We start from the raw sequence: 18,057 nt of genomic DNA on the forward strand, positions 1-18,057 counted from the left end.
AGCAGCCAGTAGTTTTGAGGAAAATTACAAGCTATGCGTCAATTAATGGTTGTGAAATCTTTATTGGTGATTGCGGGGATCATCTCCATCATCGTGGGTATTGGTCAGCTTTTCTTTCCGGTGGCGTTTGAAGCTTCCTCCGGCGTTGATCTCGGGGGGAATGTATCGTTGCTCAGTGAAATGCGCGGTGCCGGTGGGGTATTGCTGGGTGGAGGGATCCTGATCATAATGGGTGCTTTCAGCACTTCGCTACGTGGTGTATCGTTGATCCTGACGGTATTGATCGGCCTTGGTTATGGCATTGCGCGGGTGTATGGTATGCTGGTAGATGGTATACCGCACCCCGTGCTGGTGGGAGTAGCGATTGGTGAGCTGGTCATTGGTGGTCTGGCACTGCTGCTTTATCAGGGTTTGCGCAAACCAGCTTATACTTTACCGGCATTGTCGACGATCCTTTTCCTGATCCTGCTGAGCGACTCGGGCGTTACGCCGATATAGGAGGCGATATGCACCAGTGGTACGCGGTTGAGGATAGCTGGTTTTGATTGCAGCAGGGCCTGGTAGCGTTGCTCGGGATTATAGGCATTGAGCAGGTTGATGTATTCCTCGGCTTTGCGGTAGTCATCCGATAAAAGTCGGAAGACGAGGTTGTCGGTAGCGGGATGAGCTTCGTACATGGCAGCCTCTTGTGCCTTGGTGCCACTTAGCAGGATGCAATCTTCCATACATTGTATGCTGGTGTCTGCCGACAGGCCCGAGAAGTAACTGGAGTACATGACCACCTGGTCTGTTTCCTGGTAGAAGCCACAGGTTTTTTCTATGCCTTCCACATTGCGGTATTGCCGCAGGCAGCCCTTCAGCACAAAATAACATTTGTGACAAACACGTCCTTCCTGTATCACTACGGCGCCTTTGTCAAAAGTCTCCACCGTGGTGTGGTCCAGCAGCGCATCGATCGCGGCGGCGTTGAATACCTGGTGCTGGAGCAATAACTGTTTGGCAAAGGCTTTCATGTTCGTATAATTTATGAGTCGTGTAGGCTGTCTAAAGATAAACAATGGGGACAAGATCGTGGTCATCGTTTCAGCAGGAAACAAGAGCCCTGGAGTAGCTGCATGGTTATCAGATCGTTCGGGCGCGTCGGGTTAAACTGGAAAATGTATAAGTGTTGCCGTTAAAAGTGTAAGTATGGCCGTTTGGGTTGGCAGAACTTTGTGGTATCAAAAACAAGATACCATGTCAGCAACAAACGAACAATCGAAGATCGTACTGGTCACCGGTGGTAGCCGCGGGATCGGAAAAAGCATTGCCCTCAACGCCGCCCAACGTGGTCTCGGGGTCATCCTTACGTACAACAGTCAGCCCGAACAGGGTAAAGCCGTTGCCGATGAGATCAATGGCAAGGGTGGAAAAGCAGTGGCGTTACAACTGGAGGCCGGCAATATCGCGAGCCTGGATGGGTTTATCGGTGAGGTGGTGGAGGCGCTCAAAACCTTCTGGGGTCGCGACCGGTTAGACTATCTCATTAACAATGCAGGCATTGCCCAAAGAACCCTGATCAAAGACCTCACAGAAGAACAATTCGATCAACTGGTCAATGTCAATTTCAAAGGCGTATTTTTCCTGACGCAAAAGCTGATGCCTTACCTCGTCGATGGCGGGCAGGTCATCAACATCTCCTCGGGCCTGGCGCGTTTTGCTTTTCCGGGCGTAGCGGTGTATGGTGCCCTGAAGGCGGCCACGGAGGGATTGACGCGTTATTTTGCGAAGGAATATGCAGATCGTAAGATCCGGGTGAATACCGTAGCGCCGGGAGCCATCGATACGGAGTTTGGCGGCGGCAAAGGTGATGAAGCGCATAAGCAACAGATAGCTGCCGGTATTGCACTTGGTCGGCTGGGTGTGGCGGATGATATTGGTTTGTTTGTTGCTTCCTTGTTGTCAGACGACAGCCGCTATGTCAATGCGCAGCGCATCGAAGTGGGTGGCGGCATCATGATCTGATGGGATAGCGGGCAGCCTTGTTGCCTGGGAAATGATTACATTTGATAAGGCATCAATAGCATGTTATGCAGTACACAGATATTCCTTCCATTGCCGCCTTGCATGCGTTTTTCCGGTGTGAAAAACCGCGGCATCCGTTGATCTCGGTGGTCGACCTGGCCAAGGTTGACCGGACCGAAAGGGTGCCCGATGCGGCTTACCGGCTCGATCTCTACTCCATTGCCTGCAAGAAAGTGGAAGGCTCCTTCAAATATGGTCGTACGCACTATGATTTCTCGGAAGGGACGCTGATGTTCACGGCCCCCAACCAGGTGTTGATACCAGGTATTGAAAATAAAGTTGCTGGTTGGGCTATCTATATGCATCCTGATTTTTTGCATGCCAGCCCGAAAGGATATGAGTTAACCCGGTATTCTTTTTTTGGGTACGATGCCAATGAAGGACTCCATATTTCCGATGCGGAAAAGAATGTATTGGAGGAATGTGTTCGTAATATCGAAAAAGAGATATCCAACAACCTGGATAATCACTCCCATCATCTCATACTATCCAACCTCGAGCTGTTGTTGTCTTACTGTGCCCGTTTTTATGACCGGCAATTCCTGACCCGTGTGAAGGCGGGCAATGATATCGTAGAAAAGTTTGACAGGCTGCTCGATGATCATTTTGCGCAGGATAACCTGGTGGCATCCGGGGTACCCGATGTAAAGTTCTTTGCGGCACAACTCCATTTGTCGCCCAACTATTTGTCGGATATGCTGCATAAATACACGGGCAAGTCTACGCAGGAGCACATTCACCTGAAGCTGGTGGACAAGGCCAAACACCTGTTGTGGAGTACGGAGAAGCCGGTTAGCGAGATCGCCTTCGAGCTGGGCTTCGAGCATCCTTCCCATTTTACCAAGTTGTTTAAGAACAAGACGGGACACTCTCCCCGGGAATACAGGCAATTGAATTGATTCATGTTATTCCAGGAAAAGAATGAGCGCATAGGTGGTGCCAATGCCGCCATCGATGCTGACGTTCGTGATGGCATAACGCTTTAAATAAGTAAGGTTGAAGTGTGCCTGATACCCTTTGGGAAAATGGACAAAGCCATTGGAGAAGGACCATTCTCTGCCGGCTTCAGCGGAAAACCGGTCTGGAAAAGGCTGGCTGGCAATGACCGGATATACATACCGGAGGTTGTTCTTTTCAATAACAGCTTGTAATTCCTGGGCAATCACTTCTCCGGTGGTTGGACTGACCTCTTTTTTGCAACTGGTAAGGAAGACAGCCGAAACGAAAGCCACCACACTAAACAGGTAGAAATTTGTTTTCATACAAACAGGTTTGTACAAACCTCGCAAAAGTTATGCGGCGATCGACGGGGGGCGGTTTGATTTAACCAATTTTTAAATGGACGTTCCATTCCCTGCGGCTTCCAACAAAGCAGCGGGATCAATCTGCCTATACGCCAGTTATGCCGCCATGGATGATACAAAAGCTGGAATATTTGAGACAGGATCTGGTAACCAAGCTACGGACGTAGGGTAATTTGCATCTAAATGTACGAATCACCAGGCAGTAGTACAATTGCGCCCAAAATTCGTTACACTTTGTTATTTTTAGGACAACCCTAACTGTTTTAAATCGACTACATGCCTGTATTGCTTGCCCGGAGAACCTGCCTGCTGTTACCTTTGCTACTATTATCATCGCTTTTTACGTTCGCCCAAACGTCGCCGGAACCACTGAAGACGGCCCAATGGATCTTCCATCCAACAGCAGATCCACATGCCTACGGCGTTTTCCATTATCGTAAACAGTTTAATCTGCCCGTTATACCCAGGCAGTTTATTGTATATATTTCGGGCGACAACCGGTACCAGCTATTTGTCAATGGCAAACGGATCGCCCTCGGCCCGGCCAAAGGCGATGTGGAGCATTGGCGGTATGAGACGGTAAATATTGCACCTGCGTTGGTAAAAGGTCGTAATACGATTGCCGCACTGACCTGGAATGAGGGCGAACACCTGGCCTGGTCGCAGATCACTTACCAGTCTGGATTGATGATCAGAGGGGTGACATCGCCCTTGGCGAATACGGACACGAGTTGGAAGGTCATGGAGAACAGAGCCTACCAACCGATTCCCGCAGGTAACAAGGTCGTTACGCCGTTTGAGAAAGTACACGCAGATCAATATCCCTGGGGGTGGGAATATACGAGCTACGACGATCGGCTTTGGCAATCCGCAAAAATAATGGAGGGTGGAACCGCTCATCGGTTAGTGCCCAATCGACTGCCTTTCCCCGAAGAGAACGCGCAACGATTCCGCAGTGTGCGTCGCTCCACGTTGGGGGGCCTCGATGATCAGTTCATTAAAGGCAGTTACTCCGTCACCGTGCCAGCCAATGATTCGGTCACGGCGATCATCGATCAGGGTATATTGACTACTGCATTCCCTGAACTGTTGGTAAGTGGTGGCAAAGGAGCCTCCATTACCCTGACCTATGCAGAAGCGTTGTACGATAGCGCCGGCAATAAAGGAAACCGCAACGAAATACGAGGAAAAAGGGTAAGGGGGAATGCCGATCAATACTTGCCTGATGGTGGAACCAACAGGCTTTTCAGGCCGCTATACTACCGCACCTTCCGGTACATCGAGTTGAAAATTAAGACTGGCGCCACCGCCTTGCAGCTGCATGATCTCAGGTCCGTTTTCACCGCCTATCCATTTAAAGAAAATGCCTCGTTTGTAAGCGACGATCCCTCGCTGACAGCTATTTGGAATACGGGTTGGCGCACGGCACGACTTTGTGCCTACGAAACCTATATGGATTGCCCCTACTACGAGCAATTGCAATATGTGGGCGATACGCGGATACAGGCATTGATCTCTTATTACGTATCGGGCGACGACCGGTTGGTGCGTAATGCGATTGAACAATTTAGCCATTCTATGTTGGCAGAAGGGTTGACGCATTCCCGCTACCCGGAGTCGATGAAACAGGTGATACCCCCCTTCTCCTTGCTGTGGATCTCCATGGTACATGATTATTGGCGTCACCGCCCGGATACCGCTTTCGTAAAACAGTATTTAGTAGATGTAAAAAAGATATTGGATTGGCATAAGCGTTACCTGAACAGGGATTCTATGCTGGGGCATATGCCCTACTGGAATTTTGTGGATTGGCCGGCGCAATGGCCATGGACGGGTGTCGAGGAAACCAGTGGCGTACCGGCTGGTACGGTAGAAGGTAATTCATCCATCCTTACCCTGCAATACGCGTATGCGATCGACCGGGCCGTGGAGCTGTTCAAGGCGTTCCAATGGGAGCACGAATTGGTCGGCTACAGCAAGTTGGCGGCAAACATAAAGGCTGCTACGCTGAAGCATTGTTGGAACAACGAAAGGAAGTTGTTGGCAGATGATCCGAAGATGAAAGATTACAGTCAGCATGCCAATGTATTGGCGGTACTCACCAATGCGGTGCCGGTGGCAACAGGCAAAGCACTGATTAAACGCGTAGCGTATGATAGTACGCTGATACAATGCACCTATTATTATCGCTTTTACCTGAACCAGGCTATGAAAAAAGCGGGTTGGGGTGATGATTATGTTGCGATGCTGCAGCCATGGAAGGATATGCTCAATCTGGGGCTTACTACCTTTTCCGAAAGACCAGAGCCTACGCGTTCGGATTGTCATGCCTGGAGCGCCAGTCCCAATTATGATTTCCTGGCCACCATTGCGGGCATTGAACCAGCCTCACCAGGTTTTGGTACGGTCAAGATCGCGCCCCACCTCGGTACGCTCAATCACATCGAAGGAAAACTACCGGTACCTGCCGGTGAGATACAGTTTACGCTTACACGCAACGGTTCCGCCGGTATACAGGGAAAGATCACCTTGCCCAAAGGCATGACAGGCAATTTTTATTGGAAGGGCAAGCGCCTGGCCTTGAAGCCGGGGAGTCAAGCGATCAAATTGTAGCGGGGCATCTTAGGCATCTTAACATAGGTCCATATGTTCGATTGGTTCCAAAACATTATTGGGAGTTGATCTCATTTGTTCGTCTGTAATACTTGCAAATTTGGCGTGCCTCTAATTGTCCGGTACTTTCGTTTTTTTCAAAAACCCAAGTAACGCCCCCTTCTGTATCGATTAAAGTATATTCGCCAGGTTCGACATAGAAGAAGTCGCCGCCTGCAGTCGTCAGGCTATCCAATGGTCCAGTTATTGTGAATCTTTTGAACTGGATCTTCCGGTTTGTCAATGCTGCTTCTACGGCTTGTAAACTTCGTTTCTTTTCAATCCATGGAACGAGTACGGCATTAAAATCTTTCTTTGAGTAGATGATGTCTGGCCGATAGCTGATTCCGCTAATCTTTTCATCATAGATATGGAACTCAATAAACCCAACTTTGATAATTCCATAAATGAGTCCATTGGTGTCTCTTTCCTTTACACCCCAGTATTTCTTACCGTATACTGTTATCAGTTTTTTTACCGAAGTGCCTGCTGGCAGGCCTTTGATGTAGCCCTTTCTTAAAAAATGATCAAAATCGTTGGATGAAATCATTGAACATTGCCTTTATGCTGGTGCTATTATTCCTAAATAGGATTCGGGAAGTTTTCTCAATCTTTCTTCAAAATCCCTTCATCCACACTTTGGTCGATCAGTGTTTTGGCATAGTCCCACAGCACTTCTGAGCCTTCTTTGATGATGCTTTTTTTCTGGAGCACTTTGTCGTAGGGGATGTTGAACTCTTTCCAGGTGCCTCCCTGGTTGGACCGATTTTGGAGCAAGGGTTCAAAGCGGTCCATAGCACGGGCAAATTTGGCCTCAGGCGTCTCTCCGGCTTCAAACTCTTCCCAGATGGCGATCAGTTCTTCCGCCTGCGCTGGGGGAAGCAGGCCAAATATGCGGCGGGCAGCCAGTGTTTCGGCTTCTGTATTGGTATGACTCACTACACTGTCGTACAGGAAGACGTCGCCTGCGTCGATCTCCACCACATCGTGTATCAGCAGCATTTTGATGACTTTCAGGAGGTCGATATCCTGGTTGCTGTGGCCAGACAAGACGACCGCCATCAACGCAAGATGCCAGCTGTGCTCCGCATCATTCTCCCGACGATCGCTGTTGAACAGTTTTGTCTTACGTTCGATATACTTTACCTTATCGATTTCATAGATGAAATTGACCTGTTGTTGCAGTTGTTGAAAATCCATACGCGGAGCTTTATGCGGGTGAATATACTGCAAGCAAAATTAGGCAAAAAAAGAGGCACCTATCGGTAACCTCTTTCAAACTCCATGTTGTTACACGATCCGGTTCTTTAATCGTTTGGTATAGCGGGCAACATCTATCCAGTAAATGATCAACAGCACCAATCCTGCCAGGGAAAACAGGCTTTTTATGAGGCCGAGTGGCAGCAGGGAAATGCAGATCAATATGGCATACGAAATGCCCAGGCCGTAGGTGGGGCGGGTATGTGTGGGAACGGGGTCATCGCCAAACAGGGAGTCTCCGCTAGGCGCATTCAGGTCGTCCCGGATAGAGTCTGATAATTTGACGATGACGTAAAACTGCCAACCCAGGCCAAACAGCGGAATGAACTGCAACCAGACCAGTCCCGGTTCCATGCGGCGATTTTCAGGCCGTACGGCCAGGAAGGCTCTGTGTTGTGTCCAAAAAAACAAGGCGCCAATAGTCAGGATGATGAGTAATAACAGCAGTTGTATCGTGCCGGCGGATTGAGCAGCGTTCATGTGATGAGGGGTTGATTGCCGCCAAATCTACTGGAAACAGGCAGACAGCGCGGGGCAAACCGATAACCGTGCAGAAACAGCCGGTAACTGTGCTGTTTCGAACGATAACCGTGCTCCAGGCCGTTCATTCCGCAATCAGCTTACTTGTTTTTTGATTCCGTGCGCGATCCTCCGTAGAGCTCATATTCAAACAGGCGGCAGTCGATAATACTGGTATAAAATTCTATCCGCCGGGTGGCTTTCAATCCGATCTTTTTGGCCAGTTCCAGGTTGCCGGTAAAGACATAGCCAAAATAACCCTTGCACTGTTGTTTCATAAAATCGCCGATACGGCTGTAGGTCTTTTCCAGTTCGGCAATCTCTCCCAGGCGCTCACCATATTCAGGGTTTACATAAAAGACGCCGGGAACGTTTTGCGGCACTTCGGTAGCAGCAAAATCGCAAACGGCAAATTCGATCAGGTTGGCAACGCCGGCCGCTACCGCATTCTTACGGGCATTTTCGATGGCCCGGTCGCTGTAATCGGTGGCGATGATGCGAAGACCCGGCACCTCTTTGATCTGTTCTTCCAGGCGTGCATCTTCCGCAAAGTAGACCTGCTCATCATAGCCTTGCAGGTGCATAAAGGCGTAGTTGGTCCTGAAGAGGCCAGGCCGGCGGTTGGTGGCGATCATAGCGGCTTCGATGGCAATGGTGCCGGAACCACACATCGGGTTCACAAACGGGCTGACGCGGTCCCAGCGCGAAGCGTAGATCGTGGCAGCAGCCAGCGATTCCAGCATCGGGGCCTGACCAGGTATTTTGCGATAGCCGTGGCGGGCCAGGGAATCGCCGGAGGTGTCGACAAATACTTCGGCCTGGTCTTCTTTCCAGAACAAATGGATCACAGCGCCGGTAAGGGCCGATCCGGTAGATGGACGTATGCCCTTTTTGTCGCGCATGCGGTCGATGATCGCATCTTTTACGCGCAGGTTGGCGTACATGCTGTTATTGATGGTATCGTTGTGGACATTGCTGGTGATGGAAAAATAACCGCCGTCGGGTAAGATCTCTTCCCAGGGATAGTGGATCAGGTTGTTGTATACATCATCGGCATTGCGGGCCTCGAATGATTGAAGGCTGTACAGTACCTGGCTGGCGCAACGCAGGTTGAGGTTGAGACGGATGCATTCATTCACGCTGGCCCGTAGCTTCACCCCGGTCACAAAAGTCTCGATGGGCTCAAATCCCAGCTCTTTGACTTCCTGTTCGAGGTAAACCATGGTCCGCTTGTGACAGGTGATGGTGACCATCCCTGGCGTGGTATAGATATTCATGTTGCGCGAAATTAGGCAGTTCAGCGCATACATCTTACATCATCCGGTGCTCATTCTGTACGCAGGGATTTCACCGGATTGGCCCGCGCTGCCTGCAGGGCTTGCAAGCCGACGGTCAGTAAGGCGATGCCAATGGCTGCGAGTCCGGCCGCGACAAACATCCAGGCGCTCAGCGACGTGCGGTAGGCAAAGCCTTGCAGCCAGTCATGCATCAGGTACCAGGCCAGCGGACTGGCGATGGCGAGTGCCAGGAGGATCAGTACTACGATGTCTTTGCACAATAGGTACAGGATGCCCGATACGGAGGCGCCCAATACCTTCCGGATGCCAATTTCGCGGGTTCTTCTGGCGGTTGAAAAAATGGCCAGGCCCAGCAAACCCAGGCAGGAAATGAAGACGGTGACGGCCATGGCGATATTGATCAGTCGCTCGGTTCGCAGATCGTCTGCATACATATTGGCGATGGCTTCATCGAGGAAAGCATAGCTCATCGGTTGTCCGGGAAAGAGGGGTTTCCAGTGCTGCTCAATTTGGTCGATGAGCGTTTTTATGTCGCCTGCTGTCCTATTGCTGGTAGCAATCTTAACGGCAATGGTTTTCTCCTGCGCGGGATCGTGTAAGAGTATGGTGGGCCAGGTAGCCTGGTGAAATGAGTTCTCGTAAAAATCGGCCACTACACCGGCTATGGGATAGGTCTCGAAGGGATTGATGACGACCTGTTGACCAATGGCTTTGCTGACATCCGAAAAGCCCAATGCACGTACACCGGTTTCACTAATCAGCAGCTCCCGGGTACTGTCGCTGGGTAGCAGGTTGCGTCCGGCGATCAGCTTCATGCCATAAAAGGGCAGGTAGTCCTGGTTGCCGTAGTGATAGGAGAGTTTGATTGGTCTTTCTTCGCTGTTTTTCAGCCTGCCGCCTTCAAATCCGCGGTGACCATGTCCGATGGGTGGTTTCCATTGCCGGATCACCTGTTCTACGCCAGCCAGTTGCCGGATCTGCTCGGTCAGTAAGGCGATTTTGGCAGGTGTTACACTCGCTGTTTGCTGGCTCCTGGCTTTATCCGATGCGAAACCCATACCTGACAACCTTTGCTCCGGTGGACTGCTGATGGTAAGGATGGCGTCTGTTGTAAAACCCAGGTCGGTGTGCAAAGCGTACCGCAGTTGCGCACCCACGACGACAGAGGCGATGATGAACAACAACGATATGGTGAACTGGAAAACGATCAGGCCTTTACGTAACCTGCCTTTCCCGCCGCCAGGTACAGCGGTGATGCCTTTCAGGGTGGCGGTAGGTTCGTAGTGGGCCAATACCCGGGCTGGATAGAATCCGGCCAGTAGGGTAGTGAGGGCCGTTACCGCCAGCAAGAATAGGAGCGTGGGTATATCCATCGTGAAATGAACGCCCGCTGGTATTAAGTCAGTAAAGAAGCGGAAGGCCGGCGTTACCAGGAGGGCGGCCAGTAGCACGGCAGCTATCGTGAGTAAGAAGGTTTCCGTAAAGAATTGCCAGGCGATGCCCGATCTGTTGCTGCCGAGTACCCGGCGAACGCCGATCTCCCGGGCTCGTTTCATGGATTGGGCGGTGGCCAGGTTCACAAAATTGACCATGGCGAGCAGGAGGATAAAGCCTGCCACGGCAATGAGGGTGTAAAGTACAGGCAGGCTGGCTTTGCGGCCGTTGCCGCCGTATTCAGGGTGAAAATGGATACCTGATAGCGGCTGCAGCCGGGAGGTGATGGGTAATTGTGCGCTGTAATGACGTTTGGTGAAAGCGACGAATTGCGTATTGATCTGGGCGGGTTGGGTAGGGGCGGTCAGCTTGACGAGGATCTGGCTGGAGCGGTTCATTTCATTCCAGGCGTCCAGTTTGATCTCGTTCTTCAAAAGACTAACGGGGATGGTGGCATAGGAGATCCATTGACTGTAATTGAAATCACTGTTGTTGGTCCAGTCAGCCACAACGCCCGTTACAGTGGCCAGGAGCGAGTCCTGGTAATAGATGGTTTGTCCGATGACCCTATCGGCAGGCAGTTCACCAAAGTATTTACGGGCTTTACTGGCAGTCAGCACGACGGAATGCGGCTGGGTGAGTGCGGTACGGGCGTTGCCGCTTAGCCAATGGTATTGGAGGATGTCGAAATATTGCGGTTCGGCGATCATGAGGCTGCCATCGTCTTCAAAGTATTTGGAGGCTCCCTGAAGCCCGTTGGGTATCGTCACGCTGGCAGGGTAAGGCTGAAAGGCCGCGATAGACTCGAAGCCCGTCATTTCGTTGCGCATGGCGCTGGCCATGGGGCCTGGCGTGCTGTTGAGGTGATTACCCCGTAGGGTGGCGTCTACGCAAAAGATGCGGTCGCGGTCGGGGTGAAAGGTGTCGTAGCTGAATTCGTGCCGCACAATAAGGTAGATGGACAGGCAGGCACAGATGCCCAGGGCGAGGCCCAATACGTTGATGAGGCTGTATAACTTGTTGCGGACGAGGCTGCGCCAGGCCACGGTCCAATAGTTTTTAAGCATAAGCATGGTTTGGGATAGACATCTCAATAGATGCACAAGGGGCAAAATAGCATAAAATAGCGGTTATCGTTCCCACAAAGAAACCCAGTTCTTGCATAAGCTTGCCAGAAAATGTAAAATCGGGTGTGTTTTCTGCGGCATTGTGCAATTTAATCCCGTCGACCTACTGGAGTCTGCGCCAATTAGCCTAAATTGTACAGATACCACACTGCTTATACCGATGCTAAAAAAGGAACGTCAGGCGTATATATTGCACCAGGTCAACCTGCACAACAAAGTGCTTTCTTCCAGCCTCAGTCTGAATATCAATGTATCTGAAGATACCATCCGTCGGGATCTGCAGGAACTGGCCGATGAAGGAAAAATAATCAAGGTACACGGAGGTGCTCTATCGCATTCGTTCAACCAGGTGTACTATCCTGTTAACAATGTCTACTCACACGATCATAAAAAAGTCATTGCGCAGAAGGCAGCTTCCCTGGTTCAAGATGGCATGTTTGTGCTCACTTCAGGGGGTACTACGATCATTGAGCTGGCCCGGGCCCTGGACCCACAGTTGAAAGCCACGTTTATTTCTGGCAGCATACCTGTCGTGCTGGAATACATGCAACACCCAACTATCGAGATCATCCTGATTGGTGATAAGGTATCTAAAAACTCCAAGATTACGGTGGGTAGTGAAGCTATTGCGCAGATCAGGCGCATACGGGCCGATATCTGCTTTCTTGGTGTGAACGCCATCAACATCAAAGATGGAATTTCGGACAGCGATTGGGAAGTGGTGCACCTGAAAAAAGCCATGATCGAGTCGTCCCGTAAAATAGTGTGCCTGTCTATTGCAGAAAAGATCAATTCCTTACAACCTATCCATCTTTGCGAAGTCAGTAAGATACATACACTGATCACCGAATTGCCTCCCGACGATCCGGTCCTCAAACCTTATCGTGATGCAGGCATTGAAGTGTTATAAAAGTACCTTTTGGCCGTATCTCCTTTATCCGTTGAATAGACAAATGATTGCTGGCAGCCATTTCATGTAGGCTATTCGTTCAATAACCGTATAGACTGCGATACTGCCGTGACAGGCAGCAGCCTTATTGTTGGTGGAGTAGGGCTATATGGATTTTATAAAATAACCAAAAGTAACGGTATGAAAAAAAGAAAGCTTTGTAGTTTGATCATGTTTATCATGCTTTACATGATCACCAACAACCTGATGGCTCAGGAGGTTCCCATTAGCGGAACTGTGTATGCTGATGATGGTACACCACTGGCAGGCGTAACAGTTACCGTCAGTGGCACTACGCAGGCAACTGCCACGGGCAGCGATGGAAAATTTACGATTACGGCCAATGCAGGCGTTCAATTGGAGTTTAGCTCTATCGGCTATGTCACAAAAAAAGAAAAAGCGGCAAGCGGCATGAAGGTGCTCCTGAAAAAAGCAGATTCCGGCCAGATGGTAGATGTTGTAGTGACGGCGATGGGTATAAAAAAGGAGCGGAAAGCCCTGGGCTATTCGGTGACGGAGTTGAATGCGCAGGAGTTGATGAGAAATAAAAATACCAACATCGTCAATTCACTCGTTGGCAAAGTGCCGGGTGTAAACATTACCCAATTCAGTGGCTCGGCAGGCGCCGGTGCCTCCATCACCATCCGGGGTGGCAACTCCACCTCAGAGAGCAGGCAAAACCAACCCTTGTTTGTAATTGATGGAGTAATATATGATAACTCAACGACGGTTACCGGTAATACGGGTACGGATGGGTTATCCCGCAGCAATACCACCTACTCCAACCGTGTGATGGATGTTAATCCGGAGGATATCGAAACCTTGTCGGTGCTGAAAGGGGCTGCTGCAGCTGCCTTGTATGGGTCACGCGCGGCTGATGGTGTTGTCATCATTACCACCAAGAAAGGTGCGGAAGGCTCTACAAGGGTTAATATTGCCAGCAAGGTGGGCAACTCCTGGGCCAACAAGTTGCTGGAAGTTCAAAACCAGTTTGGTACCGGCTCTTATGCCACCAACGGCGTTTTCAGCGATCTGAATTCGTACAGCTCATGGGGGCAAAAACTCACCTCAGCAGATACTTTGTACGATAATATCGGTGAATTCTTTCAACACGGTATGGTGTATGATAACAGCGTAAATGTATCCGGCGGTTCTAAAAATGGCTCCTTCTTTTTATCAGGCTCTAATTTCGATCAAACTGGTATCGTGCCCGGTACAGGCTTTAAGAAAACTACTTTTCGCTTTAATGGCGAACAGAAATATGGGCGTTTAACCCTGAGTGCCAATGTAGCCTATTCCATTGCCGACATCGATAGAACGTTGACGACTGCCGGGCTGTATGGAAGTGGTGTAGGCAGTATGCAGGCATTGTACAACTGGCCGTTAAAATTTGATATGAAGCGGTATGTCAACCAGGATGGAACGCAATACCGGCCTTATGCGGGAACGCTTGCATTAGAAGGCGATATTGACAACCCCTATTGGATCATCAATAAAGACAAGCTGACCTCGCAAACGAAGCGCATCACAGGGGCGATCAATAGCAATTATAAAATAACCGACTGGTGGAATATTTCAGCGCGTTTGGGGTACGACCAGTACAGTACCAATGATTATACGTATGTCGCTCCCGGATCTGCGCTGTCTCCCATATACCAAAACGGACGCCTGAGCAAAGACATGATCAATTATACTTTCATCACAACGACCGTGATGAGTAATTTCCAAAAGAAATTCGGCGATTTTGATACGCACCTGATGCTGGGAACCACTTCAGAGAACACGCAGACAGCTGGCCAGAATCATTGGGGGTACAACTTTATTACTGCCGGCACCATCAGCTTTAATAATATTGCAACGACCAATAAATTCTTTACCGACAACACCACGAAAAAGCGTTTGGTGGGCGCCTATGGAGAAGCGGGTGTGTCTTACAAGGATATTGCCTATCTGACTGTGACCGGACGCAATGACTGGTCGTCTACGTTGCCGATAGAGAACAGGTCGTATTTTTATCCCTCTGTCAGTGGTTCTTTGGTTTTTACGGAATTGCTGCCGAAGAACAGTATTCTTTCCTTCGGTAAAGTGCGGGCAAGCTGGGCGCAGGTGGGTAAAGATGCCAACCCGTATGCCACGCTTACATACGTAAATCCTCCTTATACCATTGGCTCCTATACTGCGGTGGGTAACCAGTGGGCCGCTGGCAATCCTATTCTGTTACCCGAGATCCAGGATTCCTGGGAAGTAGGCGGAGAGGTGAGGTTGCTGAACGGACGTATTGGTTTGGATTATACCTATTACCACAGCCAGACAAAGAACCAGATTGCGCAACCACGTCTCGCACAATCTGGTGGGTTCATCTTCAGCTCCCTCAATACCGGCTCTGTCATCAACAAGGGTATGGAAATAGCGGTTACTGGTAAACCGATCGTAAACAGGGATTTTTCCTGGGAGGCAACATTGAACTTTTCTTACAACAGGGGCAGGCTGGGTGCGTTCCTTCCTGGTGTAGCCTATTTTTATCCTACCGATGCCCAGTTCGGAACTGTAAAAGCTGCTTCTATTCCCAATGGCGGTTATTTCCTTGGCCTGACCGGCCAGCCGTATCTGCGTGAAGTAGATGCAAAAGGCGTTGAAATTCCCACCGGGCGCTACCAGGTAGATCCCACTACCGGATTGTATAAACTGAATACGCTGAACCCGGTGGTGGCGAATCGTGAACCGGATTTCATTGGTGGATTTAATAACAACTTCAGGTATAAGAATCTGTCCTTCTCTTTTCTGCTGGACATCCGCAAGGGCGGGGATGTATTTAATGGTTCCGAATATGCGTTGGTGTTAAATGGGTTAAGCAAATTAACGTTGCTGAACGACAGGCAATCGGTGACAGTTTCCGGGGTTAACAGCTCAACGGGTGCGGAATTTACGCAAACCTATGAAGCCGGTAAGACCTATACCATTGGAACTACACAGGTAGACGGCAAGGCAATGATCCAGCGCTATTGGGCCAACTACGCAGCCAACTCCTATAACTTCCTTAATTCCGTGAATTGGTTAAAGCTGCGTTCGGCATCGGTCACCTACGACTTTACCAGTATGTTGAAGGGGCAAAAGATCATCAAAGGACTCAGCGTATCGGCCATCGGAACCAATCTGGCTACATTGACCAACTATAAAGGAATGGATCCCGAAGTAAGCGCCGCAGGTGGCACAGGAGGTTCGGGCTCTACGGGTATCGACTACCTGGGCGTGCCTGCAGTAGCCAGTTTCACATTCGGGGTAAATCTTTCTTTTTAAATCATTACAAAAACAGGTTATGAATAAATTCAAATATATCATACTCGGTTGCATACTGGTATTGGGAACGGCATCCTGTAAAAAGTGGTTGGATGTAAATACCGATCCTGACAATCCGAATAACCAAAGCGTACTGGTTCAAAACAGGCTTCCCTGGATCGAACATTTTTATATGTATTCTGCGGGAGTAGCCAATTTCCGTACATCCTGCCAGTCGGGCGTTTATTATGCCATTGCTGCGGCTCAAAACACCTTTTCCACCACCTGGCAATGCTCCAACGCCAATTCTACCACGCCTTACCAATCGTGGTTTGTAGCTACCTCTTCCAATATCGTTGATATGTATAACACAGCCCAGAAACAAGGAGCCTATCATTATATGGCGGCGGCTGATGTATTCCATGCATTGGGGTATATGCAAATGTTGGATCTCTATGGCGAAATGCCTTACATCGAGTCGGCTACCGGCAATCCGAGCCCAAAGCCTGATGACGGTAAAACTATCTACAAGGGCTGCATGGACAAGTTGAACGAAGCCATCAGTCTGTTCGGTAAAACACAGGAAGCCGGAGCCCCGGCGCTGTCCATCGGTGATATGATTAACAAGGGCGATGTAGACAAATGGACAAAGTTATGCTGGGGATTGAAAGCCCGGTACATGCTGAAGTTGTCGAAAAAAGCAGACCTGTACAATGCCGATTCAATACTATACTGTTTGTCGAAAGGTCCACAAAGCATTAGCGACAACGTAACAGAGCCAGGCCTCAACAACAGCACGGTCACCGATTACCTGATAGGTGATCCGGTGGTAACAAACGGCAACTGGAATTATGCGGCGTATGGCAACAATCAACGTATTTCCCAATTCCATTACAACCTGTTGACCAATATGCGTAATGCAGGGATAACCGACCCACGCATGACTAAAATTGTGCCGGCTTACATGTCGAATGTTAAGCTGGATGGTAGCGGAAAGGTTAGTTCTTTCACCTGGAAACGTTCCATCGGCGTCGATTCTTATGGACCTGCCACCCGCTTGTTGAAAGGTGGTGCTACTTCCATTGCAACACCAACGTTTGCTGCTGCCAATACGAATATTAAATATACCATCGCCGATGCCACAGAACGGGCTAATTTCATAGCTGCTATCACCGCAGCACAGAAGATCTTTACTGTTAACGGAAGCGATGTTACGGTAACCTATACGGCTGGTTCCATGTTTGTCAATAATACCAATTATCTGAATGCCGGCGATACGGTGTTTGTCAGTTTGCGTAGTAACTCCCTGCCTACATCAGGCATAGCCACGCAGGTTGCTACCGATGTCAACTGGTATGTTAATACAGCAGCCTATGGTGCGGGTGTGGTCGGTTCTACCGGATCGTTTCAGATCCATCCTGTGTCCGATTTTGAGATACTGACGTACCATGAAATGTGTTTCATTAAAGCAGAGGTGTATTTACGGAAAAATGACCCTGCGAATGCTTACACCGCCTATAAAGCAGGTATTCAGGCCCATTTGGATATGATGCAAACGAAGCTGACCGAGTGGCGGGGATCGTACGGTGCCACCAATCCCGATATGCAGCCTATGAATCCGGCAGACATCACTACCTATCTGGCAAGCGATGCAGTTAGCCAGGGGGCGGGAAACTTGACGATGCAGGACATCATGTTGCAAAAATTCATTGCCATGGGGTGCAGTATTGAAAACTGGAATGATATGCGCCGGTTTAATTTCAGCGCCGGTAATGTAGGTGGTTTTGGCGTTGTTTATCCCGGGTACGACAGAGGGCCATTGTTTACAGGCACAGCACAATTAACAGGCACCACTAAAGCGGACCCCAGGTATTGGATGCGTCGTTGGATGTTGCCGCCCACGTATGAAATCAATTACAACTCGGTAAATACATTGGCCTTAAATCCGCATGCCGCAGATCCGAACATTTGGTCGATGCCTATCTGGTGGGATTGTGCAACGGATGATGAATATTATGGATACCTTAAATAATATAGGAAAGATTGGTTGATTGGCTCAGGTGACCAATCGGTTATACTTACCTAAAAGAGACTGTCTCATGCACTGCACAAAGTGAGCAGTCTCTTTTTATTTGAGAAGGACAATTCTATAGTGGTTAGTTGGCATGAGGTCG

14 protein-coding genes are annotated in these 18,057 nt (G+C 49.6%); 7 read left to right on the plus strand and 7 right to left on the minus strand.

Annotated features, from left to right (window positions below):
* Nucleotides 1-33: 33 nt before the first annotated feature.
* The gene (locus P2W70_RS11825; protein WP_276481668.1) at nucleotides 34-498 is read left to right on the plus strand and encodes a DUF4345 family protein; all 465 of its coding nucleotides are present in this window, start codon (nucleotides 34-36) and stop codon (nucleotides 496-498) included.
* Here P2W70_RS11825 and P2W70_RS11830 read toward each other — a convergent pair.
* Nucleotides 426-1,013 (minus strand): Crp/Fnr family transcriptional regulator, encoded by a 588-nt coding sequence (locus P2W70_RS11830; protein WP_276481669.1) that lies wholly within the window; start codon nucleotides 1,011-1,013, stop codon nucleotides 426-428. The two genes, P2W70_RS11825 and P2W70_RS11830, sit on opposite strands and share 73 nt — an antisense overlap.
* 223 nt (nucleotides 1,014-1,236) lie before the next feature.
* Here P2W70_RS11830 and P2W70_RS11835 point away from each other — a divergent pair, with 223 nt between their 5' ends.
* Together P2W70_RS11835 and P2W70_RS11840 are read left to right on the plus strand one after the other, a co-directional pair.
* Nucleotides 1,237-2,004 carry an SDR family NAD(P)-dependent oxidoreductase gene (locus tag P2W70_RS11835; protein WP_276481670.1) on the plus strand — a complete coding sequence of 256 codons (768 nt, stop codon included), beginning with the start codon at nucleotides 1,237-1,239 and terminating at the stop codon, nucleotides 2,002-2,004.
* Nucleotides 2,005-2,069: 65 nt separating this feature from the next.
* Nucleotides 2,070-2,963, plus strand: coding sequence for a helix-turn-helix domain-containing protein (locus P2W70_RS11840; protein ID WP_276481671.1), 894 nt, complete (start codon nucleotides 2,070-2,072; stop codon nucleotides 2,961-2,963).
* Between the two features lie 6 nt (nucleotides 2,964-2,969).
* Here the strand turns inward: P2W70_RS11840 and P2W70_RS11845 are convergent, their stop codons facing one another.
* Entirely contained in the window at nucleotides 2,970-3,326 is a 357-nt protein-coding gene (locus tag P2W70_RS11845) for a hypothetical protein (protein ID WP_276481672.1), read from the minus strand.
* 318 nt (nucleotides 3,327-3,644) lie between these two features.
* Here P2W70_RS11845 and P2W70_RS11850 point away from each other — a divergent pair, with 318 nt between their 5' ends.
* The gene (locus tag P2W70_RS11850; RefSeq protein WP_276481673.1) at nucleotides 3,645-5,981 is read left to right on the plus strand and encodes a family 78 glycoside hydrolase catalytic domain; all 2,337 of its coding nucleotides are present in this window, start codon (nucleotides 3,645-3,647) and stop codon (nucleotides 5,979-5,981) included.
* Nucleotides 5,982-6,036: 55 nt separating this feature from the next.
* On the opposite strand, the gene P2W70_RS11855 is transcribed toward P2W70_RS11850, so the two are convergent.
* From P2W70_RS11855 to P2W70_RS11875, 5 genes are all read right to left on the minus strand, one after another.
* Nucleotides 6,037-6,570, minus strand: coding sequence for a hypothetical protein (locus tag P2W70_RS11855; protein WP_276481674.1), 534 nt, complete (start codon nucleotides 6,568-6,570; stop codon nucleotides 6,037-6,039).
* Between the two features lie 56 nt (nucleotides 6,571-6,626).
* Nucleotides 6,627-7,220, minus strand: coding sequence for an HD domain-containing protein (locus P2W70_RS11860; RefSeq protein WP_276481675.1), 594 nt, complete (start codon nucleotides 7,218-7,220; stop codon nucleotides 6,627-6,629).
* Nucleotides 7,221-7,310: 90 nt separating this feature from the next.
* Nucleotides 7,311-7,760 (minus strand): hypothetical protein, encoded by a 450-nt coding sequence (locus P2W70_RS11865; protein ID WP_276481676.1) that lies wholly within the window; start codon nucleotides 7,758-7,760, stop codon nucleotides 7,311-7,313.
* A gap of 140 nt (nucleotides 7,761-7,900) precedes the next feature.
* On the minus strand, nucleotides 7,901-9,076 hold the full coding sequence (locus tag P2W70_RS11870; protein WP_276481677.1) for a THUMP domain-containing class I SAM-dependent RNA methyltransferase: 1,176 nt from the start codon (nucleotides 9,074-9,076) through the stop codon (nucleotides 7,901-7,903).
* A 50-nt stretch (nucleotides 9,077-9,126) separates the two neighbouring features.
* Nucleotides 9,127-11,598 carry an ABC transporter permease gene (locus P2W70_RS11875; protein WP_276481678.1) on the minus strand — a complete coding sequence of 824 codons (2,472 nt, stop codon included), beginning with the start codon at nucleotides 11,596-11,598 and terminating at the stop codon, nucleotides 9,127-9,129.
* A gap of 220 nt (nucleotides 11,599-11,818) precedes the next feature.
* On the opposite strand from P2W70_RS11875, the gene P2W70_RS11880 reads away from it, so the two are divergent.
* The 3 genes from P2W70_RS11880 to P2W70_RS11890 all read left to right on the plus strand — a co-directional run bounded on the left by P2W70_RS11880 (nucleotide 11,819) and on the right by P2W70_RS11890 (nucleotide 17,915).
* Nucleotides 11,819-12,568: a DeoR/GlpR family DNA-binding transcription regulator gene (locus tag P2W70_RS11880; protein WP_276481679.1), complete on the plus strand. Its 750-nt coding sequence runs from the start codon at nucleotides 11,819-11,821 to the stop codon at nucleotides 12,566-12,568.
* A 180-nt stretch (nucleotides 12,569-12,748) separates the two neighbouring features.
* Nucleotides 12,749-15,904, plus strand: coding sequence for a SusC/RagA family TonB-linked outer membrane protein (locus P2W70_RS11885; RefSeq protein WP_276481680.1), 3,156 nt, complete (start codon nucleotides 12,749-12,751; stop codon nucleotides 15,902-15,904).
* Nucleotides 15,905-15,923: 19 nt separating this feature from the next.
* Entirely contained in the window at nucleotides 15,924-17,915 is a 1,992-nt protein-coding gene (locus P2W70_RS11890; protein ID WP_276481681.1) for a SusD/RagB family nutrient-binding outer membrane lipoprotein, read from the plus strand.
* Nucleotides 17,916-18,057: the final 142 nt, after the last annotated feature.

This window comes from Paraflavitalea pollutisoli (assembly GCF_029360705.1).
GTDB classification, from domain to species: Bacteria; Bacteroidota; Bacteroidia; order Chitinophagales; family Chitinophagaceae; genus Paraflavitalea; species Paraflavitalea pollutisoli.